Origin of the sequence: Saccharibacillus endophyticus (assembly GCF_013185185.1) — a bacterium.
Lineage (GTDB): Bacteria > Bacillota > Bacilli > Paenibacillales > Paenibacillaceae > Saccharibacillus > Saccharibacillus endophyticus.
Map to the genome: position 1 here is coordinate 26,475 of NZ_JAAZWE010000002.1, position 24,460 is coordinate 50,934.

Consider the following 24,460-nt stretch of genomic DNA (forward strand, 5'->3'; position numbering starts at 1 on the left):
ATTGAGTCTACTACAGCAAGACGGGAAGTGCAACGAGCAAGCAGCAAAATCAGCGGGCAATCACAGATAACGCGAAAAAAAGCATACGAAAAGATCGCATGCTCAAGCTGTCGATAAGGCCATGTGCGAGATGGACTTCATCGACATGTTGATGAAGAACCTTACTTTTCCGCCGAAACCTTTACCAATTGCCGCCCTACCGCTTGTCCTTTTAAAATACGGTCAAACGCTTCAGGAAGTTGTTCAAGCGATACTTCATGCACGGCTTGTTCAAACAGAGATTCCGGCTTCCAATCCGTCGCCAGCTTGTTCCATACCTCCAAACGTAACGGCAGCGGGCATTGAACCGAATCGATTCCGGCCAGCGTCACGCCGCGCAGGATGAACGGATGCACGCTTGTTCCGAAGTCGCCGCCGCCTGTAAGGCCGGACAAAGCGAGTACGCCCCGGTAACGAATACTTTTCAGACGTTCTCCCGTGCCTGCTCCGCCCACCGGATCGACGATTGCCGACCAAAGTCCTTTGCCCAGAGGTCCTTTGGAAGGTGTCTGTGCTTCTTCGCGCGAGATCGTATGCGAGGCTCCCAGACGCTTCAACAACTCCCACTCCTGCTCTTTGCCGCTGCTTGCCGTGACTTCGAAGCCCAGTTTCGCCAAAATCGCTACCGCTACGCTGCCCACCCCGCCGGATGCGCCCGTAACCAGAATCGGACCGTTCTCCGGAGTAATGCCCGCATTCAGAATCGCTTCTACGGACATGCCTGCCGTGAAGCCCGCCGTACCCAGAATCATCGCTTCGCGCAAAGTCAGTCCTTCCGGAAGTTTAACGAGCCAGTCTGCCGGTACGCGCGCCTGCTCGCTGTAGCCGCCAAAATGCGATACGCCGAGACCGTAGCCCGTGCACAGTACTTGATCGCCGATCGCAAAACGCGAATCTTCGCTAGCGACAACCTCGCCGGCCAAATCAATCCCCGGAATAAACGGATACTCGCGCACGATCCGACCTTCCTTGATGCTGGCTAGGCCGTCTTTATAATTGACGTCGGAATAACGAACCCGAACGAGGACTTCTCCCTGCGGCAGGTCTTCGGTTTCGATTTCCTTTACGGCTCCCGTTACGCCTGTTTCTGTTTCCTCCAGCCAAAATGCACGAAATTTCTCTGTCATCATGATCTCCTCCATACTTCATTTCTGATTGGTCTCTATAAGAACGGATCGCCTCCGCTCTCTCCTTTTCCATCCTACTCCAACACCCGGCGCGACGCCAGTAAGAAGCTCACACTCGAACTACGATCTTCGTGACGCACTGCTATGCTCGACGCAAAAAGGCGGCCGATACGAGATCGACCGCCTTTCATGTATTCGATAACATTGAGAAACTTTTTATAGATCCGGGTGCTCGTGTCTAGCTTTCAAACGGCTCCACCGCAGCTCAACTTCGCGTTCGAACTCCTGAAGCGCTGCTTCATTTTCCGGTTTCAACAAATGGCGCGTTTTGCCCATCCGTTTCAGCCACTCCGAGACCGGAACCTTTTTGTTTTTGTCTTCAGGGTTATAGGTGATTGCCGTGACGCCTTGCTCCACTTCGTACAGCGGGAAGAAGTTCGAGCTGACGGCGGCATCCACGATATTGGCGCCTTGATCATCGGGCGACATCCAGTTCAACGGGCAGGCGATCAGAATCTTGCCGTATACCAGCCCGACATTCTGAGCATACCATTGAGCTTTCGCCGCTTTTTTAACCAAATCCTGCGGGAAAGCTTCACTGCCTGTAAAGACATACGGAATACCGGTAGCGGCCATAATTTGAGCGGTGTCTTTATGGTGGAACGACTTGCCCTGCTGCGTCTTTCCGACGCCGGAAGTCGATGTGCGATGTCCCAGCGGCGTCGAGTAGGACATTTGGGCACCGGTATTCATGTAACCCTCATTATCGTATTCGACGATGATCATGCGATGTCCGCGCAGTGCGGCGCCGATCGCCGGGCCCATGCCGATATCCATGCCGCCGTCGCCCGTAACCATCACGAACGTGAAATCTTCCTGTAGGCCGAGTCCTTCGAACTCTCCGCGGCGCTTGCGCTCCCAGAACATTTCGACCAGACCGGACAACGTTGCCGCACCGTTTTGGAACAGGTTATGGATATAAGTCGCTTTATGGGAGGAATGCGGATAGCCCGTTGTCGTTACCATCGCGCAGCCCGTGTGGAACAACGTGACGATGTCGCCTTCGATTCCTTTGAAGAACAATTCAAGTCCCGAGAAAATGCCGCAGCCCGGGCAAGCCCCGTGTCCGGGAGCCAAACGTTTCGGCTTTTTCGTCAACGAACGCAGAGGCGGAATCTTGACGGCAAGCTTCCCCGTTTCTTCATTCGGCGTCACGGTGATCAGTCCTGTTTTCAATTCATCGAAGTTTAAAGGCTTGAGCAAACGTTTAGGTGCTTTTGTCGGATCGCCAGGCGTATGGCCATAGAAATCGAACGGAATGTTGACGGTCTGCTTCTCGGCTGCTTCAATCGCCAATTCGAAGAAGCGACGTCCGTCTTCGGCCCCGAACTCTTTGCCTCCCAGACCGTACACGCGGCCTACGACCTGCGTATCGCGATTACCGTGCGTGAACAATGCAGCCTTGATTTCGTTCAGCATATTGCCGCCATGCGCGCCGCAGGCGTCGGCTCGATCGCCTACCGTGATCGCGCGAACATGTTGGAGCGCTTCGGCAATCTGGCGCTGCGGGAAAGGACGGATCATGTTCGGCGCGACCGCTCCGGCTTTGATTCCTTGCAAGCGAAGCTCGTCCACGACATCCTTGATGGTCTCCGAAGCCGAATTCATCACGAATACAGCCACTTCCGCATCGTCCATCCGGTAGAGATCAAGCATTGGATACTCGCGTCCGGTCAATTCTTGATATTCGGCGGAGATTCGTTCGAAAACGCCTTCGGCGCGATACATCGCTTCCGACATCTGATAGCGGTTATTGATATAATCCGGTTCGTTCATATAAGGTCCGATCGTAATCGGATTTTCGCGGTCGAGCGCATTGGCGAAGCCTTCCGGCGTATATTCTCCGACGAAAGCCATTACGTCGGCACGATCTTCAAAGGTCTGGACGCGGCGCTTTTGGTGAGAAGTGAAATAGCCGTCGTAGGCCACCATAACCGGAAGCCGAACTTCCGGGTCTTCGGCAAGCTTAAGCGCAATCAGATTCATATCGTATACGGCCTGCGGATCGCGGCACATCAGAATCGGCCAGCCTGTATTCAGCGCAAAGTACAAGTCGGAATGATCGCCGTGAATGTTCAGCGGCCCGGAGACCGAACGGCAGACCAGATTCAATACCATCGGGAAACGGGTGCCCGATTGAACCGGCATTTGCTCCATCATGTACAGATAGCCTTGAGCGCTTGTTGCGTTGAACACGCGGCCCCCGCCTGTCGAGGCGCCGTAGCAGATTCCGGCAGAGCTGTGCTCGCCGTCCGACGGCACGAGACGAATTCCGTGTTTCCCTTCCGTTTTCATCAAATCCAGATGCTGCGCTACTTCCGTTGACGGCGAGATCGGGAAATACCCCATGATATGATAGTCGATCTGGTGCGCGGCATACGCAGCCATCTCGTTGCCTGATTCATAAACCATCCGCTGCTTCACGCGGCCTGGCGTAACTTCTTTCGAATAATCGATTGCCATAGTACCCTTCCTTTCCCGTCAGTAGGGATCAAGCCTCGACATAGTCGAAGCGATGTTTGACCTGATTGGCATCCGCATAGCCTTCTTGTTCAAGCATCCGCGACAACGAGTCGGTCGGACAAGCTTCTACGCACTTCAAACAGCCTTTGCAATATTGATAATCGATACCTTGCAGCACCATCTGCATCCGGCCGCGCTTGTCGGGTTGTTCTTCCCAGACGAAGCACAGATCCGGGCAAGCCGTATCGCACTGCGCACAGTTAATGCAGGTCGCTCGGTCAAAAGCCGGCAGCATTCCGGAACGCGAGATGCTAAGGTCCTTGAGCAAGCTGCTGCCCGGCGTAACCACCATACCGCCAAGCGGCTGATTCAGATAACCGAATGGACTTTCCGGCACTTTCGCGGAAGCCTCGTCGCTTTCTTTTGCAGGGACTTCAAGCATTTCGATCTCACTGTATCCACGTTCAAACACACGAATGGCCAATTCAACCGCCTGCGGATATTTTTTACCCAGCGATTTGGCAATGACGTCCTTCATAAACTCGGGGTCCAGGAACGCGCACAGACGAAACAAACCGCCCAGCATCGCCATATTGACCTTATTTTTCTCTTCAAGCGCAATTCGCGTCGCATCCAAGACCGCAACGGTGCAACCTTGCAAGTCGGCATCCTCCGCGATGCGCTGCGCGGAACGCGCCGAATTGACCAGTACGATGCCGCCCGGACGAACGCCGGAGGCACCTCCCGTTTTGATCAACGCTTCATGAAAAATGCCGATGACATGCGGATGCTCGATCGGCGATGTATCGCGAATCGGCGTACCGAGCTCGCAGAAACGGATATGCGCCTTGACCGGCGACCCTTTTTTCTCCGATCCGTACGACGAGAAACTGACTCCGTCCATGCCCGCTCCGACGATCCCGGCTTCCGCAAGCATTTTGCCTGCCAGATTGGCGCCGAGTCCTCCGATCGATTCCAGCCGGATTTCGAAAAAGCCGAGTTTGTTTACTTCAGGCAGTACCGCCACACCTTTTCCCCCTCCGTATTTTATTTTAAATTTAACAATTTACATGAGGTGTCACTGTAATAAATATCACACGCCAAGTTTGAAAAAGGGCTGCGAAAGGCCTTATTTCGTCACACTTTCGGCTTAACCGCGCGGTTTGGTTCATTAAAACTGCTAACACGCAAAAAAGCGGGATCTCCCTAAGAAGATCCCGCTTTTCCCTATATTTATCGAAGCGAATTCCTGATCCGCATTTCGATATTCCCTACTATCTTGTCAACGCTTTAACTTTCCGGCGTACCTTCTGTTTCTTCCATATAACGATCGATCAGACCCTGCTTGAGCTGCCAAGCCTTCTCGCTGATGTTGACGCGGTAAATTTCCGGATTCAACTTGCGCAAATACTGCGGCCAAAACTGCTTGAGCTGGGATGCGTGGTAGTCTCGGATATCTTTCAGCGAAGGCAGCTCGTACACGAGTTTGCCTTCCTCGAAGATCGGCACCAACATCCGCTCGGCATCATAGTTTTTCACATAGCGGCGAATGTACGTGTGCAGCGGATTGAACAGCTTCAGCTGCTTGCCTTCGCTCGGCTCGTTTTCTTCCGGGAAGCAAATATAGTCGGCAATCGCTTTGCCTGTTCCGCGGTCGATAATGCGATACACGTCTTTTTTGCCGGGTGTCGTTACCTTTTCGGGATTGGCCGAGATCTTGATCGTCGGCTGCATGATTCCGTCCACTTCCCGCTCGACCAGCTTGTACACGCCGCCCAGCGAAGGTTGGTCGTGCGCCGTGATCAACTGCGTGCCGACGCCCCAGATATCGATGCGCGCATCCTGCGTTTTCAGTTCGGTGATCGTATGTTCGTCAAGATCGTTCGACGCAACGATTTTCACATAATCAAGCCCGGCTTCATCCAGCATTTTGCGCGCTTCGATCGACAGATAAGCCAAGTCGCCGCTATCCAGACGAATCGAGTTCAGACGCTTGCCGCGTTCCTCCAGCTTCTTCGCCGTACGGATCGCGTTCGGTACGCCGCTTCTGAGCGTGTCGAACGTATCGACCAGCAGCGAAGAATAATCCGGCAGCACTTCCGCATACTTGTCGAACGCCTCTTGTTCGCTCCCGAAACTTTGTACCCACGCATGCGCATGAGTGCCTTTGGTCGGAATACCGAAGCGTTTGCCCGCCATCATGTTGGATGTGGCGTCGAACCCGGACACGTAAGCCGCGCGCGCTCCCCAGACCGCGGCGTCCGCTTCCTGCGCGCGGCGCGTTCCGAATTCCAGCAATGTATCGCCGTCCGCAGCCTGCTTGATTCGAGCGGCCTTGGTCGCAATCAACGTCTGGAAGTTCATGAAGTTCAGCAGCGCCGTCTCGACCAATTGGGCTTCGAAAATGGTGCCTTCGACTCGAATCAACGGTTCATTCGGAAACACGACGGCTCCTTCGCGCATAGAGTGTACGGTTCCGTTAAAATGAAACGTCCGAAGCTCCTCCAGAAAAAGGGGATCGTAGTTCTCCTCTTGCTCGGACAGGTAGCGGATATCGTCCTCTTGAAAACGAAGATTCGAGATATAATGCACGATTCGTTCGAGCCCCGCAAACACGCCGTAACCGTTCCCGAACGGAAGACTGCGGAAGTAAGCCTCGAATACCGCGCGGTGCTTGTGCGTACCGTGCATCCAGTGAGCATACATCATATTGATCTGATACTTATCCGTATGTAAAGCCATTCCAGGCGTCTCCATACTGTTCCCTCCTCCGATACCGCCTAACAGACGGCCGCGCTTCCGTTAACGGAGCGCGGCGTGTCTTGCAGCAATAAGTGTTGATCCGTCAAAGTTACCCATTTACCTGCCATCCCGAAACAACTTTCGCCCCGAGGCTGCCTGTAAAATGTCCCAGCGCCCAATCATGCCCTGCAGCATTGAAGCTGGCAACCGCATCCTCGTGCACCACGATCTCAAACCCCTGATTGTAAGCATCGACCGCCGTATGCAGTACGCAAATATCCGTGCATACGCCGACCAGATGCACTTCGGCGATTCCGCGGGCGCGCAAGCGCAGTGCAAGATCCGTACCTGCAAAAGCACTGTATCGGGTCTTATCCATCCAGTAGATAAGTTCTTCGTTCTGCTCATAAGCGGCTTTGAGTCCGCCGTACAGTTCCCGTCCTGCCGTGCCTCGAATATTATGCGGCGGAAAAAGGGCGCTTTCGGGATGATGCGCATCGTTCTGCTCATGCAGATCGACCGCCATCACCGCATAATCTCCGTTTGCGGCGAACTGCGTCGTCAAATCGATCATTCTCTGTTCAATCTCGACAGCGGGCTGTCCGACCGGCAAACTTCCGTCTACAAAATCATTCGTATAATCGATTACGATCAAGGCTCTCATCGCTTCCGTTCACGCTCCTGTCACTGGAATGACTTCAACCGCCGGGATGCTTTAACCCGCTGGGATGCTTTAACCCGCCGGGACGCTCTAACCAATCAAGAGTAAATCGATAAGCGCGGTACATTGTCGAGGAACCGGTAAAGCTGAGCCGGACGCTGCGAATACTGATTCGAGCTGATCGGTATTCCGTTTTCGTCGCGAACTTCTTCAAGAATTCCTTTGCGGCTTCGCGTGGACGTGATCTTTCGAATAAAGTTCGGTTCTTCGAAGTCCGGCACGACAGCCTTAATGACCTGATAAAGCTCGCTGAGCGTAAACTCCTGGGGCAAAAACTTGCGAGCAATCGTAGTCTGAAGCATCTTCTCCTGAATTCTCCGGTAAGCATCGGCGATAATATCCCGATGGTCGAATCCCAGATCCAATTCGTCCAACGCTTCCTCAATTGTGAACAATCCCACTTCTTCGGCATCGTCTGCGGCTTGGCGCTTCTCCAGCACCTCTTCCTCTACCAAAGCAAAGAAAGCATGCGAGATAATCCAACCCCGCGGGTCGCGTCCCGGATCGCTATACACGCTCAAATATTCCAAATGACGTCCCACGACGCCGGTTTCTTCTTTCAGCTCACGCAGCGCCGTCTCGTACAGCGATTCGTCGTCACGGGAAAAACCGCCCGGAAGCGCCCATTTCCCTGCAAAAGGCCAGGAACGGCGGCGAATCAGCATCACGCGCAGCTCGCGCAGCGGAAGGGTCTTGGTTACCGTCTTGCGCTCTTTTTTCGTTAACGTAAACATCACGATGTCAGCCGGAGCCCCGTCCGGAGTCCGATATTTCTTGGCATCGTATTTCTTTTGCTCGTCTTGTTCGTTCATCGGCATCACCATCGCAGCGTTTGATAAATTCAGGTTTTACAAGTTCTAAATGTGATATTATCATTATGACACACTCGAATCATTTGTCAACCCTTCCCTGTTTAAGGCTACGCAGGTCACAGCCCATCTGATACAGATCCACGGGTTCGCCTTCGATCATCAAGGCACCGCGCATAACGCCTTCCAAGCGGAAGCCGAGCGAACGGTATAATCGATATGCCCTTTGATTGGAAGCTTGCACGGTCAATTCCGCACGCAGCACCTGCCGCCGCGCTGCCCATTCGAACATCTCTTGGAATAACCGGCGACCCAGCCCCTGCCCTGTGCAAATTTCCAAAATGCCCACCACGATATAGATCGTATGTTGGTTCCGTCTAACCTTGCCGCCCGTAGCCTCCAAATAACCGACGACTTCGCCGTCCATTTCCGCAACTAACATCAATGAATTGGAACTGCGGAGCAGCGAACGAATTTGCTCAAGCTGATCGCCGTCGGTCAACCGCCGCTCTCCCGGTTCATAGAGCATCGAGGTCGTCTCGCGGTCCAATCGTTTTTTCATGGAAAGCAGACTGCGGCTGTCCCGCAGTTCCGCCCTGCGAATCGTCGGCCTCTGCTCTTCCGGTCTGTCCCCGAAGACACTGTGCAGCACCGCCTCTGACGAATTCCGCCCTTGTGCCAGTAATTCCAGCATCAACCGATCCAAGCGTCGCAGTCCGCTGCCTTCCGCCGTGGCAAGCTGAAAATCCGCATAATAATCCGGCTCCGCCGCCACAATGCGAAACCCTGCGCGCTGACAGGCATACAGCAAACCGGTTTCCCATGCCCCGATATAAGCCGTCAAGCGCCGAACTCCCCGCTGCGTCCATTCAACATCCATTTGCTGAAGCAGGGGGATCAATCGTTCGAGTTCTTCGCCTGTTCGCTCTTTTACCGCTATATTCACGATCTCCGCTTCTTCCGCTCCCGTACGAACACAGCCGACGACGGCAAGCACTTCTTCGGTTGCCGCACGAATCGACCACCACTCGGCTTCATGCAGGTACGTTTCGATACGCCAGTCCAGAGGGTCTCCCTGTTTTAACAGCTCGATCGGCAAAGCATTCGGTTCCGATTCACGTACAATTCGTTCTGTCTTGCTGATCCGGTCACGCTCCATACGTCCCGCCCCCTATGCACTCCTGCAAGTCCTGCCAAAAACAAAAGACGCGGATACGATCGTCCGCGCCTTGTCGTGGCTCCTGCCCGCCGCCCTTTAGCCGCAGGAAGACGGCGGTGCGTCCGCCCCTTTTTCGACGGCAATCTTTTCCGAAACTGTAGTATGAATCGCGGAGATGACCATTTGCAGCAGATCGTTGATCTCGACTTGCCCCTCCTGGTAATCGCCCACGATCGGAATGCCGTCCAACTCGTCTTGAAGCTCGCTCAGTTCGACTTCGATCATGGCTGCCATTTTGGCATTTTTCATCGCTTCGAACGCTACGATTTCTTTTTGCTTCTTTTTAATCGTCGTAATCAGGTATTGAATCCGTTCATGTCCCTGAATTTGACGCTCCGCTTGTTGAAAGATCCGAACTTCCTCGCTCGAAGAAATCAGTCCGGCCAATTCGCGCGTTTTATTAACGATGTCGCTTCGATTCCAGACACCTACCGGAGCGCCGACCGACATTTTTTCCGAATCTTTATTTTGCTGAATATCCATAGGGCGTGCTCCTCCTTTATTTCATGTGACTGCTATATACGTCAATCGCTTCGTGCATTCGAGAAAACGCTTTGCCTTATTGAACAGTATGCTTATACGGTAAAAAATTATATCATACTGCCACCTTTCTATCCATCGGTTTTCCCACTCTGTCTTTTTTGCAACCTATTGCCTCTTTATGCGGTATACTGTAGAGTACTCGGGTTAACAAGACACTAGGAGGATCACTGTTGAAAAAGAAACGCATCGCCTTATACCTGGCCGCGACGCTGGTAGTCGCTTCGGCCGTCATGCCGGTTGCGCCGCGCGCCGCTATTGCCGCTTCGTCGGACACTTCGATCATGTCTTCGATCACCGGCGCTTTCGAGCAGAAAAAAACGACGCTTACGGTCAATATGACCAGTTCCCAACTCTCCCGCATCAACAGCTTGCTGGACAGCGCCTCGGCCAATGCCGATCCTTATGCCCGCTATACGCTGGACCGGGTCGATACGGAGTACAGCGTTCGCGGTTCCAAAGCCACGGTACGTTTTACCATCTCTTATCTGGAAAACAAGCAGCAGGCCGATTACGTTACCGCTCAAGCCAAAGTCACGCTGAAAACGATCGTTAAAGCCGGCATGAGCCAAGAAGAAAAAGTGAAAGTCATCCATGATTACGTCGTCAAAAAGTTTGCTTACGACGATTCGATGACACGATACTCCGCTTATGAAGGACTGACTACGGGAACGACGGTCTGTCAAGGATATACGCTGCTCGGGTATCGCATGCTTACGTTGGCCGGCATCGAAAACCGCATGGTCGAAGGCGTGGCAGGCGGACAAGCCCATATCTGGAACAAAGTCAAAATTGACGGCAACTGGTACAATCTCGATATGACATGGGACGATCCGACGCCCGACCGCAAAAACGAAGTCTCGTATTCGTATTACCTGGTGACCGATAAACTGCTGGCGCGAGACCATACTTGGACGCGGAAAAACGTTCCCGTCGCGACTGCCGATTATCGGACGCTGTTGGCTCAAAAAGCGAAAAGCAGCGCCAAACATCGCAATCTGCTCGCAGCAATCGGCGGAGAGATTACGGCAAGCACGGCTGCGCTGAAACAAAAAGTCCTCTCTTCCATCGCAAACGGCAAAGCCGAGCTGACGGTGCAACATGATTTCAATTCCAACTCGCCTAAAAGCGTATTGGATCAAATTATGAAAGCATGCCGGGAAACGGATATTAAAAATGTCCGTTACGGCTATCAGATCGCGGACAACGGCATGGCGATCCTCAAGTTCGCTTTCGATTATTAAGACTTGCTTCACAGGATGCAGCATCCAAAAAAGCGGGACCGTCCACAATGGACAGTCCCGCTTTTGCTATATTCAACCCAATGATTAGTCGATGATTTCAGCCGTGTCGCCCGTTTTCGCCAAAACTGCATTAGCTTCGTCGGTGTCGATATGCATATCGAGCGCGAACGAATCGGATACGCGCGCGATTACATTTTCAAACACAACGCCGCGATCGCCGCCGAAGCGAACTTTCAGCAGCTGTTGATCTTGAATGTCCCATTTTGCGGCATCCGAAGTATGGAAGTGAATGTGACGTGCAGCCACGATTACGCCTTCTTCGATTTGAACTTCGCCGGCAGGCCCTTTGAGCAGGATGCCCGGTGTTCCGGATGTTTTACCCGATTCGCGAACCGGAGCTTTTACGCCCAGGGCGAACGAGTCCGTTTGCGAAATTTCAAGCTGCGTAGCCGGACGTGCAGGTCCCAAGATACGAACTTTCGGGAACGAACCTTTCGAACCGACAACTTCAACCGTTTCGTTGGCTGCAAATTGTCCAGGTTGCGACAGAGCCTTCATTTCAGTCAGTTGATATCCTTGTCCAAACAATGTTTCCACGTGCTCTTGGCTAAGATGGATGTGACGTGCGGACACGCCGACAGGTACGATCTTACTCATTGCGAGTCACTCCTCTTCTTTTCTCTAGTATGGTTTTCGTTCAAGTCGAGTATTCGAAAATACTCGCGCGACCTCTATTATACATCTTCCTTTTCAAAAGAAAAAGGATTGTCACATTGCGATCACAGATTTCGCGCGTAAAAAAGGGACAGGTCCTCTGCCATTGTGCAGCGAACCCGTCCCTTTCGTTATAACCCGTATACGCGCCAGTCTAAGGTCTTACTCCATTCCATGCATGAATCTGTCCACTATCTCGGTTCCACGATCAATTTGATCGCCGTTCGTTCTTCCCCGTCAATGACGACATCGGTAAAGGCCGGAATACAGATCAAATCTACCCCTCCCGGTGCAACGAATCCCCGGGCAATGGCTACTGCTTTAACCGCTTGGTTGAGTGCTCCCGCCCCGATCGCCTGAAGTTCGGCGGCTCCTTGCTCGCGCAGCACGCCTGCAAGCGCACCGGCAACGGAATTGGGATTGGACTTGGCAGAAACTTTTAATACATCCATGAGCAGGTACCTCCTCTGGGAAGAAGTGATAAACAGTAGTGCAGTGTATAGGATGGCGAAGCAGCAATTACAGCCTTGACCAACGACTTGCTGTTTGATAACTGTTTGATAACTATTCGCGGCACTTCCGTAAAATCCTTCTTTTTCGAGGGAGAACGACAAAATATTACGAGTATTTATAAAAAACCTGCAAAACGTTATTCCATTCTCCATTCATCTTCCATAATGCGAATTTTCTCGATCTTGCGAGCACGTCCCGTATCTTCATCGATATCGACGTATACGCCATGGAAATGCCATTTCCCTTCTTCATCGACGTTAAATCTCGAAGGAAGTTGGGTTTTGAAACGATACAGCACCCCTTCTTGCTGCATCCCCAGAATTCCGTCGCGCGGGCCAACCATGCCGGCGTCAGTCAGATAAGCCGTGCCTCCCGGCAGAATTCGATCATCGTTGCTTTGCACATGGGTATGCGTACCGACGACGAGGGAAGCGCGGCCGTCCAAATGCCATCCCATCGCAATCTTTTCCGAAGTGGCTTCAGCGTGGAAATCGACCAGAATACATTTATGTTTGCGACGAAGTTCGTCCACGATCTCGTCGGCTGCCCGGAAGGGGCAATCGATCGCCGGCAAGAACGTGCGCCCTTGCAAATTGACAAGCGCAAGCTCCTTGCCGCCCGCCTTGATCACGGTGTAACCGCGTCCCGGCGTTCCGGGCGGGAAATTGGCCGGACGCACCATGCGAGGCTCATCGTCGATAAATTCAAAAATGTCTTTGTTGTCCCAAGTATGATTACCCATCGTGATGCCGTGCACGCCTTGTTCGAAAAGCTGTCTGGCAATCGCATGGGTAATGCCTCGACCCGCCGCCGCATTCTCGCCGTTGGCAATGACGATATGCGGATTATACTTGGACTTCAGGTAAGGCAAAGTTTCTTTGATCGCGCGGCGGCCCGGGCTTCCGACGATATCGCCGATAAAAATCAGTTTCATGAATGTTCTCCCTCTCTATGCAAGCAAGAAGAAACGGCTGCCCCGTCCCGTGAAGGAAAAGCAGCCGTTTCTCTCGTTTTTTAACTGCGGATTGCGAATGGCTGGGTAACGCGGGCGTTCCCGCGTTACTTCGCGTATTCGACTGCCCGCGTTTCACGAATGACGGTGACCTTGATATGACCCGGATAATCCAGTTCACTTTCGATCTTCTTCGTGATATCGCGCGCGAGCTTGAAGCTTTCGGCATCGCCGATTCGATCCGGCTGCACCATTACGCGCACTTCGCGTCCTGCCTGGATGGCAAAGGACTTTTCGACGCCTTCGAACGACTCGGAAATCTCTTCCAGCTTTTCGAGTCTGCGAATGTAAGTCTCCAATGTCTCGCGGCGTGCTCCCGGTCTTGCCGCAGACAATGCGTCTGCCGCTCCGACCAGCATCGCGATAATCGAAGTGGCTTCGGTATCGCCGTGGTGGGATGCGATACTGTTGATAACCACAGGATGCTCTTTGTATTTTTTGGCAAGCTCGACGCCGATTTCGACGTGCGAACCTTCCACTTCATGGTCAAGCGCTTTGCCGATGTCATGCAGCAGGCCGGCGCGTCTTGCCAGCGTAACGTCCTGACCCAGTTCTCCGGCCATCAGGCCGGCCAGGTAAGCAACTTCCATCGAGTGCTTGAGCACGTTTTGTCCGTAGCTGGTACGGAAACGCAGGCGGCCCAAAATCTTGATCAGATCCGGATGCAGGCCGTGCGCGCCGACTTCGAACGTTGCTTGTTCGCCGTATTCGCGAATGCGCTCGTCGACTTCTTTGCGCGATTTCTCGACCATTTCCTCGATCCGTGCCGGGTGGATCCGTCCGTCGGCAACGAGCTTTTCGAGCGCCGTGCGCGCGATCTCGCGGCGAATCGGATCGAAGCCGGACAGGATAACGGCTTCCGGCGTATCGTCGATGATGAGGTCAATCCCCGTCAACGTCTCCAGCGCGCGGATGTTGCGACCTTCACGGCCGATAATACGGCCCTTCATTTCTTCGTTAGGCAGAGTCACGACAGACACCGTCGTCTCGGCGACGTGGTCTGCGGCACAACGCTGAATCGAGAGCGAAATGATTTCTCTGGCTTTGCGATCCGCTTCCTCTTTGGCCTGCGTCTCGATGTCTTTCATCATTTGTGCGGCTTCGTGGCGCGTTTCCTGCTCCACGCTGCTCAAAATGATGGTTCTTGCGTCGTCGGTCGTCAGGTTGGAAATGCGCTCCAACTCGGCCAACTGCTGCGCAAGCGCTTTTTCGATCTGTTGTTTGGTTTCTTCAATGCGTTTCTCTTTGTTCGCCACCTGTTCTTCTTTACGTTCCAGCGATTCCAATTTTTTATCCAGCGACTCTTCTTTCTGCAACAATCGTCTCTCTAGTCGTTGATTTTCATTCCGACGTTCACGAATGTCTTTTTCAGCTTCGGTTCTGATCCGGTGCACTTCGTCTTTCGCTTCCAGAACCGTTTCTTTTTTCAGTGCCTCCGCGTCTTTTTTCGCATTTTCCACGATTTTTTCAGCGGCTTGCTCGGCACTGGAAATCTTAGCTTCAGCAAGAGATTTGCGAATAAAATATCCGATCAGGAACCCTAAGAATAAGGCTACGACTCCAACGAGAATCGCGACCCAGAAACTTTCCATTTCTGCTCACCTCCTCGTTGATTCCTCCAAGGTATTCCTCGGGATAAAACATTCGGTTTTCATACCCTCATTCGTCCATTCAAGGTCCAGCCCAAGGCTGTTCCCATAATGCAAGACGGCTTAACGAACACCGGCTGCCGAGCCCGACTTTTGCAAGCGGGGGAGAGTCAATTAGGCAGAAGCGACGGTTGACGAAAGCGCAATTTTGGAAGGAAAAAGGCTTTCGCTCCGAACACGTTCCTCATTTATTGTAGTCTTCGTCAAAAGTTGTTGTCAAGCTATTGCCAAATTTGCTTGGTCCGCACTTTCCCATGTTCAATCGAATTCGGTTCCCAACCCTTCCGCGTCCTCGCCTTCGCTGCTCAATACGTTATCCAATGCTTTGCGGGCGATGTCGCCGGAAAAGCCGCGACGCATGATAAAAGCGGCCGTTTTTCGTTTGCGTTCCCACGATTCTCCCTTGGTTGTCCGCCACTTTTTCGCAGCGAGCTCTTCGGCGCTGCGAAGCTCTGCGTCGTCTCCCATAGCTTCCAACGCATCGTCAATCAGTTCGGGGTCGATGCCTTTGCGCCGAAGCTCCTGCTTGACTACGACTTTGCCTTTTTTCTTCCCGTTAATACGCTGCCTTGTCCATTCCTGCGCATAGAAGGCATCGTCAATCAGTTTTTCGTCCACCAGGCGTTTGACGGTAGCTGCAACGGCTTCCGGATCCAGTTCTTTCTCAAGCAATTTTTGTTCAATCTCGCCGGATGTACGTGGCTTAAAGCTTAAATAATTCAATGCCTGCGAGTAAGCTACCTGTCGCTCATTGTCTTGCACGATCTCTTGCACGGCATCTTTATCAAAAAAACTGCCTTTCGTCATTCCATAACGAATCATGGTTGATTCATGCACGGTCACATAATGCGGACCGAAATAAATGCGATAGCTATTCACCGGACGCCGCAGCAATTCAACGAGGGTAACCTCCTGCGATTCGTCTTCCGGAAAATCGCCGAAATGATTCAGGCGCTCTTCACGACGAGCTTTTTTGTCTTCTTCCTCTTCCGTGGACTCGCTTTGTTTATAATTACGACGATTGCCGTAGCTTCTTTTCCCGAATGCCATGTTATCCCTCTTTTCATTCGTGCAAAATAATCAAACAAAACAAAGCGCCCCAAACCACAAGGGGCCGGGGCGCTTAAATCTATTCGACAATAAGCCTTCAAAAGACGACTATTCCAGTTCCAGCAGCTCTTGCTCTTCCTGTTCTTCAGCCTTTTTGTCAGCTTCTGTCGGAGGTTCAATCGCTGTTGTCAGATTACTCGCTTCGCGAATCTTGGTTTCGATCGCGAATGCAATGTCTTTATGCTCTTTGAGGAATTGCTTGGCGTTCTCGCGACCTTGGCCCAAACGTTCGCCGGAGTACGAGTACCAGGCACCGCTTTTTTCAACGATATCCATGTCTGTACCCATATCAATCAGGCTGCCTTCTTTCGAGATACCTTCGCCGTACATGATATCCACTTCCGCTTGTTTAAACGGAGGAGCGACTTTGTTTTTTACGACTTTGATACGCGTACGGTTACCCACTACATCATTACCCATTTTGATGGATTCGATGCGGCGTACATCCAGACGCACGCTGGAGTAGAATTTCAGGGCGCGACCGCCCGGTGTCGTTTCCGGGTTACCGAACATGACGCCGATCTTCTCGCGCAATTGGTTAATGAAGATCGCAATCGTGTTCGATTTGCTGATCGCGCCGGACAGCTTACGCAACGCTTGCGACATCAAACGAGCTTGCAGACCCACGTGCGAGTCGCCCATCTCGCCTTCGATTTCCGCTTTTGGCACGAGTGCCGCTACGGAGTCGATAACGATGATGTCGACCGCGCCGCTGCGAACGAGCGCTTCAGCGATTTCCAAGCCTTGTTCGCCTGTATCAGGCTGGGATAACAACAGTTCATCCACGTTAACGCCCAGCTTGCGTGCGTATTTCGGATCGAGCGCGTGCTCGGCATCGATGAACGCCGCTTGTCCGCCTGCTTTTTGAACTTCAGCTACCGAGTGAAGGGCAACCGTTGTTTTACCCGAGGACTCCGGTCCGTAAATTTCGATGATACGGCCGCGCGGCATGCCGCCCGTTCCCAAAGCCACGTCCAGCGAAATCGAGCCGGTAGGAACGACTTCGACGTTCATATGCGTGGATTCCCCAAGCTTCATAATGGAACCCTTACCGAATTGTTTCTCTATTTGGCGAAGCGCCATATCAAGCGCAGCACGACGATCTGACAATATATCCACACCCTTATCTTCATAGTATTTTTCGTGTTCGTTACAGCTTTTCCATACATCTATCATACCGCTTTTGAACGGGTTTGCCAAGCGTTTTTCGAACATATATTCGTATTTTTTCGAGAACGACGAATATCCGCTTATTATCCTTAATCCTTAAAAAAAGAAGCTAAAAAGCCCCCCATTCCACAAAAAAACCGCGGGCAATCTGTGGTATCGCCGCGGTTCTTCCGTACCCTTATTATACCAAAGCCCACATGCGCGGTCAAACGCCGTGCCCGTTGTTTAGCCTTGTTTCTCCGCTTGTACCAATCGTCTCCATAAGCGGTAAAGCAGCGTTTTGGTCGAACGCTTGCGAATCGTGTCCCTATTGCCTTTGATGCGGAGTTCGAACACTTCGGTCTTACCGCCTTTTTCGGCTATCCCGATATACACCAGTCCTACCGGCTTACGTTCGGAATAACCCGGGCCGGCTACGCCGGTGACGGACAGGCCGAAATCCGTATCTGCGATCATACGTACCTGTTCCGCCAAAACGACTGCCACTTCTTCGCTGACCGCTCCCGGCGCATCCGTGCCTTCCAAGTAATCATGGGGCACGTTTAGCAACTTTTCCTTTATTTCATTGGAATAGCAAACAATTCCGCCGCGAAGCATCGCTGCGCTGCCCGGAATCGTCGTCAGGCTCTGCATCACCATGCCGCCCGTACAGCTCTCCGCGGCGCTGACGGTCAGGCCCATATCCGCCATCATCTTGACGATCGTCTCTTCGATGGGAACATCTTCGCTCGCATACATATGCTCGGATAACCGGCTTTGAATCTGAACCTCCAATGCAGTGAGCCTCCCGTTGGCTTCCTGGATGTTTTCCGCCTTTGTGGATAGGCGAATAGCGACCTCGCCTTCTTTGGCGTAGGGAGCGATTGTAGGGTCGGTCTGCGCATCGATTAGATCAAGCAGCTTGTCTTCCAATGCCGATTCGCCGATTCCCGCGAATTTCAGGATACGCGAGTAGATCGGCATCTCGCCGGTCAATACCTGATGCAGCAACCAGGGCTTGGCTTGCTCCGCGAACATCGGTTTCAATTCGCTCGGAGGACCCGGAAGAACGATATAATGATGCGAATCGGAACTGATCGCGACTCCCACCGCAAGCCCGGTAGCATTCGGCAGCGGCGTGCAGCCGTCGATCACGAGCGCCTGGCGTTTATTGTTTTCGGTCATGGGAACGCCCCGATCGGCAAAAAATTCCGTAAGCTTGTCCATGGCCGGACGGTCCGTGCGCAATTCGCGTCCAAGCACCTCAGCGATCGCGTCTTTGGTCAAGTCATCTTGAGTCGGCCCGATTCCGCCGGAGAAAACAAGCACATCCGCACGCCCTTGAGCCTGCCGGATCGCTTCCTTCAGACGCTCTTTATTGTCGCCGACGACTGTTTGAAAATAAACATCGATTCCGATCGCCGCCAGCTCTTGAGACAGATACTGCGCATTCGTGTTTACAATTTGCCCCAGCAAAAGTTCTGTTCCTACTGCGATGATTTCTGCTTTCATTATAGGTCACGCTCCAGTGTAAAAGATGGATTGCGAATCTTTTGGATATTTCATGCATGATCTTTATATTTACCCTTATCCTTGAACAAATAAAGCCTATGCGCAAACATAGGCCGACTTCCCGATTCGCATACGCTATTTCAACAATCGACGGTTCGTCGAATCCTGAAAGCTCATGCTTTCGCATACGCTATTTCAGCAATCGACGGTTACGTACGAAGTAATCGACGCCCGTATAGGCCGTAACGATCACTGCTGCCCAAGCGAAGATATCCGCTGCCGGAATTCCCCACATTTCGAAAGGAAGATTATTCAGCAGCAGCAGGGCGATCGCAACGATCTGCAAGACCGTTTTGATCTTCCCTCCCGCACCGGCCGCCATGACCGAGCCGTCGAGCAAAGCAATTTGCCGAAGGCCTGTTACGGCGAACTCGCGGCTGATGATGACAATGGCCATCCATGCGGCAAGCTTATCCATTTGAACCAGTGAAATGAACGCCGCGGAGACAAGAAGTTTGTCTGCGAGCGGGTCCATCAATTTGCCCAGATTGGTGACCAGGTTACGGCTGCGTGCAATGTAACCGTCAATTCCATCGGTACACGATGCAATGATGAAGATGATGCAGGCAATCAATTGCCCCCAGCCCAGTTCGACTCCGCCCCATACAAGCGGTTCCGGCAGAAACGGTAAATCTACCAGAAGAAACACCATCATGACCGGGATCATAAAAATTCGACTTAGCGTGATACGATTGGGAAGATTCATTGGTTATCCATTCCTTCCGATCGGGTCTTGCCCGATGTTCTAATTATATGTACCCCCGTAAACCGTCTAAAAGCACGAAGACATGCCGTTACAAGTATAATATCCGAAACTTTTGGTGTCAAAACGCTTGCTGGCTAAAACAAAACACCCTCCGCATTCCGAAAGGAAAACGAAGGGTGCCGATACTTTGTATTTACTTGAAGTTGGTGAATTGCAATTCGATCGACAGATCGGCTTCGCGCAGCAGCTTCATAACGGCTTGCAGATCATCTCTGCTTTTCGAAGTTACGCGGATTTGATCGCCTTGGATTTGACTTTTGACTTTCAACTTCGAGTCGCGAATCAATGTATTGATCTTTTTGGAGTTGTCGGACTCGATGCCGGATTTCAATCCCATTTTTTGACGAACCGTATTCAAAGACGCCGATTCGACTTTACCGAAATCGAGGTTTTTGAAAGGTACGCCGCGTTTGATCATTTTGGATTGGAGAATATCGATAACCGCTCCCAATTTGTACTCGTCATCCGAAATGATCGTCAACGAATCTTTTTCCAATTCAAAACTAGTCTTGGTATTTTTGAAGTCAAAGCGGCTCGTAATTTCGCGCTCTGCCTGATCGATTGCGTTTTTGAGTTCTTGCATATCCATTTTGGATACGATGTCCATTGAGCTTTCCGAAGCCATTGGTCCTCTTCCTTCCCGAAGTCGCCTTATTTTGGAACAACCGCCGGAGGGCTCGCGCTAGCACGAACCCTCCGGTGCATTCCCTGATTTAAACCTTATCAACGCTAAAAGTAAGGTTACGTCCGTCTGAAACGCACCTAAAGCACGTGCATTTCAGCCAAACGTAATCCTGTGATTAAGAATTGACAAGGTACTAGTTAACCAAATTAACTTTGAAGCGCGAAGTCGTCTTGCCGTCCGTGATCGGTTGACCGTCGATCCGAATATCCGTTACCGGCGAGTAACCCGACTTGATGTACAGCCCTTGCGCATCCATGTCGAACGTCAAGGCTTCGCCTTCCTGCGTATTCTGATAGTACAGTTTCTCTCCGCTTGTGCTGCCGCGGTAAACTTCCAACCAACTCATGCCGCTCGCGTTGATCGTTACCTTAACCGTTCCGCCCTGCGCAGGTTGTGCATTGAAGACCGTCGTTTTGCCTTCTTGTCCGGCAGGAGTCACGACCGTGGATCCGCTGGTGTTCGGCGCGGTACCCGTATCTTCCGTGCCTTCTTCTCCCGTTTGTCCGGCTTCGTCCGTTCCCGGCGCGGCAGGATCCGTTCCTTCGGTCGTTCCCGTTTCGGTTCCTTCGGTCGGCGGCGTCGTGTTGTCCGCAGGAGGCGTCGCCGTTTCCGTGCCGTCAGCCGGAGGGGTTGTGGCATCGGTACCTTCAGGCGTATCCGTGCCCGTTTCTCCGGTTGCCATATCCGTGCCCGGAGTTTGAGCGCCGCCACCGGTCGTGCCCGGATCGGCCGCTTCTTCTCCCGCAGGCTCGGTCGTCGAATTGTCGGCCGGCTGCTGCGCGGTCGTTTCTTCGCCCGTCCCTGCGGTTTCCGGAGTATCTTTCGTGTTATTGAAATAGACAATACCCACGATCAGCAAAATCAAAATCGGGAACGTCCACATCAGCGCGGTCGAAAGGCCCTTGCTGCCTTCGCCCCGACCTCCGCCGCTACGTGCCGGTCCTCCGCCGGCCGAAGTCCGGGCAGAGCGTTTAGTCAGCACAGGCTCCATCACGTTTTCAGGCTCGGCTGCCGGTACGTCCTTAGGATGATTTTGCAGCAGGAGATCCGGATCGAGATCCACGGCTTCCGCATACGTTTTGATAAAAGCTCGTACATAGAAACTCCCGGGCAGAACTTTAAAGTCCCCCTGCTCGATCGCCTCCAAATAGCGTTTACGGATTTTGGTCATTTCCTGCACGTCTTCAAGCGACAGCCCTTTTTGCATACGGGCATCTTTTAACTGTTGTCCCAGATCGGACATTCCGTTCATCCCCCCTCGTCGTATTCAAAACCGTCCGGCTGCCCGGTACGGCTCAGATTCCCTTGTACTTTGCCAACACTAACGGTAAGGTTACTAGATATCGTCGGTATAGCTTGTAGCGAACGTATCGTAAACGATCTCTTCATCCGGCGTGCTGCGCAGTTCGATAATCATGTCGAACTGGGCATAGTCGTAATCCGACTCGCGCATGAAAATATCCGGGTGCTCGATCACTTTCGTGCAAGGCATCGCCATAATTTCATTCAGTAATTGGTAGTGCTTCTCGTTCGAACGAATGGTGCTTACAATGCCGTCGATGATAAATACATTGTTGGGATTCATCTCGTCTTCGGACATCTGGCTGCGCACCGTTTGACGCAGCAGCGTCGAGGATACGAACGTCCAATGCTTCATCGCGCATACGCTGCCGGCAATGATCGATTCGGTTTTTCCGACCCGCGGCATCCCGCGCAGACCGATCACTTGATTGCCTTCCCGCTTGAACAGCTCGCCCAGAAAATCAACAAGCAGACCAAGTTCATCGCGCGTGAAACGGAACGTCTTGCGATCATCCGAGTCGCGATCGATGTATCGGCCATGGCGCACCGCCAAAATGTCGACAAGCTTCGGCGGACGGAGCGCCGTCACCGTAACGCTGTCGACCTTCTTCAACATATCGCCAAGCAGTTGAATCTTCTCGTCGTCCGTCGTTTCCAGCAGCATCCCGCGGGTACGTCCTTCAACGCCGTTGATCGTGATGATATTGACTTCCAGCATCCCCAGAATCGACGCGATGTCTCCTAGAAGACCCGGACGATTCTTATGTATGCGATATTCCATATACCATTGTTTAGTTTCCATGATCCATCTCTCTTCCGTGTCACGCGCAATTTTGAAGCCTGAATCCAGGTTAAGGCCATACCTTCAACCTTCGTCTAATGATATTAAAAATGCCGTTTAAACGCAAGAAACAGATTCTTAATCTTTATTGCTGCTTACAAATTCAGCAATTAACGAACATTTCCGCTCAGGTGATCCAACCGCCGTTCGGGCTTAAAATCTGTCCCGTCATGTACCCGCATTCCGGCAGGGCAAGAAAACGTACCGTTTCCGCAATATCGCCCGGTTCTGCCAAACGACCTACCGGAATTTCTTCTGCCAAAGCGTTCAATTCATCAGTGGATAACGTGTCCAACATTGCTGTTCGTACCGCTCCCGGAGCCACCGCATTTACCGAAACGCCCGACAGGGCGAGTTCTTTGGCAAGCGCCTTGGTAAAGGCGTTGATTCCCCCTTTTGCTGCAGAATAGATGACTTCGCAAGACGCTCCGCTGAGGCCCCATACGGATGACATATTGATAATTCGCCCGTACTTGCTCGATACCATGTCTTCCATGAAAATCTGACTGCATAAAAAGGTTCCTTTGAGATTCACGTTCATTACGTGATCCCATTCTTCGTCCGTTACGTCCTGCAGCATTCCGTAATGCGCTACGCCCGCGTTGTTCACCAGCACGTTCGGTACAAAACCCGCTGCTTTCAATTCATTACGCATCCGCAGCACTTCAGCACGTTTGCTTATGTCCGCCCGCACAGTCCGTACTTGATCGGCTCCGAGCGAGATACACCGATCAGCCACCCAACGAACGGCTTCCTCCGACGTCGAATAATGCAGCGCGATCCGGCAACCGTCCAGCGCAAATCGCTCCGCGATCGCCGAACCGATACCGCCGGAAGCTCCGGTAACGAGCACGCAGGCATCGGACGGCTTTCGCCGTCCTTTTTTCTCCGCGTCCGCCATTATGCGCCGCGCACGATGGATACCGCGTGGCGATCCCAACGAATATGTTCGCGAAGGCGGGCATTAACCTCGTCCAGCGTCATGTTTTCATAGAGTTCCAGCACCGTAAACAGATCGCCGCCCGCAAACTTGTAACGGGTAAACTCGTGCGCAATGTTTTCGGGCGAATTGAGCATGCGCAGATAACCGCCGATTTTCTTTTTGCGCGCGCGTTCGAATGCTTTTTCGTCAAATCCGGTCTCCGCCAGCTTCGCCGCTTCTTCGCGAATGCGTTCGATCAACAGATCCGGATCGCGCGTATCGCCGCCGATCACGGAGAACGCATACTCCGGCGTTGCACGGAAGTCGCCGCCGAAGCCATCCGTGATCAAAGCCTCTTCATACAGCTTTTGATAGAGCGGCGTACTGTTTCCGAGCAGCAGATCGAGCATCACTTCCGTCGTCAGATCCAGCTTGACCAGCTCCGTTCCGCTTACCTTCGGCGCCGGGTCTTTGAATCCGAACAAGCACTTGGGCAGCGATACCGGAAGGTTCAACTCTTTGCGCTCTTGGGATACTTGTTCCGGTTCCGGATCGAAGAAACGTTCGATTTCGGCTTGAGGGCCGTAATTTTTTGCATCCTGATTGCGTTTGACCTGCTCGATCACCTTCTCGGGATTAACGCCGCCTACGACAAACAGCAGCATATTGCTCGGATGGTAAAACGTATTGTAGCAGGCATACAGCGTTTCCTTGGAGATTTCGCTGATCGATTCGATCGTGCCCGCAATATCGATATGGACGGGATGCACGCTGTACAGCGCTTCGATCAACCCGTAATACACGCGCCAATCCGGATTATCCTGATACATCTGGATTTCCTGACCGATGATCCCTTTTTCCTTTTCCACGTTTTCGTCCGTGAAGTACGGATTTTGCACGAAATTGATTAGCGTTTCCAGGTTTTCTTCGATTTTTTCGGTCGCCGAGAACAAGTAAACCGTCTGATCGAAACTCGTAAAAGCGTTAGAAGAAGCTCCTTGCGTCGAAAATTTCAGAAAAACGTCGCCGTCAGGTTCTTCAAAGACTTTATGCTCCAAAAAGTGGGCGATGCCGTCCGGTACCCGATGCTCTTCCTGCCCGGCAACCCGGAAGCGATTATCGACCGATCCGTAGTTGGTTGAAAAGGTAGCGTATGTTTTCTGGAAGCCTTCCTTCGGCAGCACGTAGACGCCGAGCCCGTTATCCAGTTTTTCATAATATAAAGTCTCTTGCAGATGCTCGTAGACAATGCGCTCCATCG

The 24,460-nt window shown here is 52.4% G+C and carries 22 protein-coding genes; 1 reads left to right on the forward strand and 21 read right to left on the reverse strand.

What is annotated here, in order from left to right:
• Nucleotides 1-161: 161 nt before the first annotated feature.
• The 8 genes from HRQ63_RS05990 to HRQ63_RS06025 all read right to left on the reverse strand — a co-directional run bounded on the left by HRQ63_RS05990 (nt 162) and on the right by HRQ63_RS06025 (nt 9,630).
• Complete coding sequence (locus HRQ63_RS05990; RefSeq protein WP_172243310.1) at nt 162-1,166, reverse strand: acrylyl-CoA reductase family protein; 1,005 nt, start codon at nt 1,164-1,166, stop codon at nt 162-164.
• 216 nt (nt 1,167-1,382) lie between these two features.
• The gene (locus HRQ63_RS05995; RefSeq protein ID WP_172240723.1) at nt 1,383-3,689 is read right to left on the reverse strand and encodes a thiamine pyrophosphate-dependent enzyme; all 2,307 of its coding nucleotides are present in this window, start codon (nt 3,687-3,689) and stop codon (nt 1,383-1,385) included.
• Between the two features lie 28 nt (nt 3,690-3,717).
• The gene (locus tag HRQ63_RS06000) at nt 3,718-4,716 is read right to left on the reverse strand and encodes a 2-oxoacid:acceptor oxidoreductase family protein (protein WP_172240725.1); all 999 of its coding nucleotides are present in this window, start codon (nt 4,714-4,716) and stop codon (nt 3,718-3,720) included.
• A gap of 263 nt (nt 4,717-4,979) precedes the next feature.
• On the reverse strand, nt 4,980-6,446 hold the full coding sequence (locus HRQ63_RS06005; RefSeq protein ID WP_172240727.1) for a nicotinate phosphoribosyltransferase: 1,467 nt from the start codon (nt 6,444-6,446) through the stop codon (nt 4,980-4,982).
• 94 nt (nt 6,447-6,540) lie between these two features.
• Entirely contained in the window at nt 6,541-7,095 is a 555-nt protein-coding gene (locus HRQ63_RS06010; protein WP_172240729.1) for a cysteine hydrolase family protein, read from the reverse strand.
• A 95-nt stretch (nt 7,096-7,190) separates the two neighbouring features.
• Entirely contained in the window at nt 7,191-7,976 is a 786-nt protein-coding gene (locus tag HRQ63_RS06015; protein WP_371873233.1) for an NUDIX hydrolase, read from the reverse strand.
• A gap of 67 nt (nt 7,977-8,043) precedes the next feature.
• The gene (locus HRQ63_RS06020) at nt 8,044-9,120 is read right to left on the reverse strand and encodes a GNAT family N-acetyltransferase (protein ID WP_172240734.1); all 1,077 of its coding nucleotides are present in this window, start codon (nt 9,118-9,120) and stop codon (nt 8,044-8,046) included.
• A 96-nt stretch (nt 9,121-9,216) separates the two neighbouring features.
• Complete coding sequence (locus HRQ63_RS06025; protein ID WP_371873241.1) at nt 9,217-9,630, reverse strand: YlbF/YmcA family competence regulator; 414 nt, start codon at nt 9,628-9,630, stop codon at nt 9,217-9,219.
• Nucleotides 9,631-9,893: 263 nt separating this feature from the next.
• On the opposite strand from HRQ63_RS06025, the gene HRQ63_RS06030 reads away from it, so the two are divergent.
• Nucleotides 9,894-10,964: a transglutaminase domain-containing protein gene (locus HRQ63_RS06030; protein WP_172240740.1), complete on the forward strand. Its 1,071-nt coding sequence runs from the start codon at nt 9,894-9,896 to the stop codon at nt 10,962-10,964.
• 84 nt (nt 10,965-11,048) lie between these two features.
• Here HRQ63_RS06030 and pduL read toward each other — a convergent pair whose 3' ends face one another.
• The 13 genes from pduL to yfmH form a co-directional block, all read right to left on the reverse strand.
• Complete coding sequence (gene pduL / locus HRQ63_RS06035) at nt 11,049-11,621, reverse strand: phosphate propanoyltransferase (protein ID WP_172240743.1); 573 nt, start codon at nt 11,619-11,621, stop codon at nt 11,049-11,051.
• Nucleotides 11,622-11,869: 248 nt separating this feature from the next.
• Nucleotides 11,870-12,130 (reverse strand): stage V sporulation protein S, encoded by a 261-nt coding sequence (locus tag HRQ63_RS06040; protein WP_018974962.1) that lies wholly within the window; start codon nt 12,128-12,130, stop codon nt 11,870-11,872.
• A gap of 197 nt (nt 12,131-12,327) precedes the next feature.
• Nucleotides 12,328-13,125 (reverse strand): TIGR00282 family metallophosphoesterase, encoded by a 798-nt coding sequence (locus tag HRQ63_RS06045; protein ID WP_172240747.1) that lies wholly within the window; start codon nt 13,123-13,125, stop codon nt 12,328-12,330.
• Nucleotides 13,126-13,250: 125 nt separating this feature from the next.
• Complete coding sequence (gene rny / locus HRQ63_RS06050; protein ID WP_172240750.1) at nt 13,251-14,795, reverse strand: ribonuclease Y; 1,545 nt, start codon at nt 14,793-14,795, stop codon at nt 13,251-13,253.
• Between the two features lie 315 nt (nt 14,796-15,110).
• Nucleotides 15,111-15,902 (reverse strand): regulatory protein RecX, encoded by a 792-nt coding sequence (locus HRQ63_RS06055; RefSeq protein WP_172240753.1) that lies wholly within the window; start codon nt 15,900-15,902, stop codon nt 15,111-15,113.
• Nucleotides 15,903-16,010: 108 nt separating this feature from the next.
• Complete coding sequence (gene recA / locus HRQ63_RS06060) at nt 16,011-17,072, reverse strand: recombinase RecA (RefSeq protein ID WP_037291665.1); 1,062 nt, start codon at nt 17,070-17,072, stop codon at nt 16,011-16,013.
• Between the two features lie 285 nt (nt 17,073-17,357).
• Nucleotides 17,358-18,623 carry a competence/damage-inducible protein A gene (locus HRQ63_RS06065; RefSeq protein WP_172240756.1) on the reverse strand — a complete coding sequence of 422 codons (1,266 nt, stop codon included), beginning with the start codon at nt 18,621-18,623 and terminating at the stop codon, nt 17,358-17,360.
• 190 nt (nt 18,624-18,813) lie between these two features.
• Nucleotides 18,814-19,389, reverse strand: a complete 576-nt coding sequence (gene pgsA / locus HRQ63_RS06070; RefSeq protein ID WP_172240759.1) for a CDP-diacylglycerol--glycerol-3-phosphate 3-phosphatidyltransferase — start codon at nt 19,387-19,389, stop codon at nt 18,814-18,816.
• Nucleotides 19,390-19,582: 193 nt separating this feature from the next.
• Nucleotides 19,583-20,074, reverse strand: a complete 492-nt coding sequence (locus HRQ63_RS06075) for a YajQ family cyclic di-GMP-binding protein (protein WP_037282220.1) — start codon at nt 20,072-20,074, stop codon at nt 19,583-19,585.
• 193 nt (nt 20,075-20,267) lie between these two features.
• Nucleotides 20,268-21,377 carry a helix-turn-helix domain-containing protein gene (locus HRQ63_RS06080; RefSeq protein ID WP_172240762.1) on the reverse strand — a complete coding sequence of 370 codons (1,110 nt, stop codon included), beginning with the start codon at nt 21,375-21,377 and terminating at the stop codon, nt 20,268-20,270.
• A gap of 93 nt (nt 21,378-21,470) precedes the next feature.
• Nucleotides 21,471-22,238, reverse strand: coding sequence for a YmfK family protein (locus HRQ63_RS06085; RefSeq protein WP_037282224.1), 768 nt, complete (start codon nt 22,236-22,238; stop codon nt 21,471-21,473).
• A gap of 166 nt (nt 22,239-22,404) precedes the next feature.
• Entirely contained in the window at nt 22,405-23,178 is a 774-nt protein-coding gene (gene ymfI, locus HRQ63_RS06090) for an elongation factor P 5-aminopentanone reductase (RefSeq protein WP_172240764.1), read from the reverse strand.
• A complete protein-coding gene (gene yfmH / locus HRQ63_RS06095) occupies nt 23,178-24,458 on the reverse strand; it encodes an EF-P 5-aminopentanol modification-associated protein YfmH (protein WP_172240767.1) in 1,281 nt (426 codons plus the stop codon). Before yfmH ends, ymfI begins: the two co-directional genes overlap by 1 nt.
• Nucleotides 24,459-24,460: the final 2 nt, after the last annotated feature.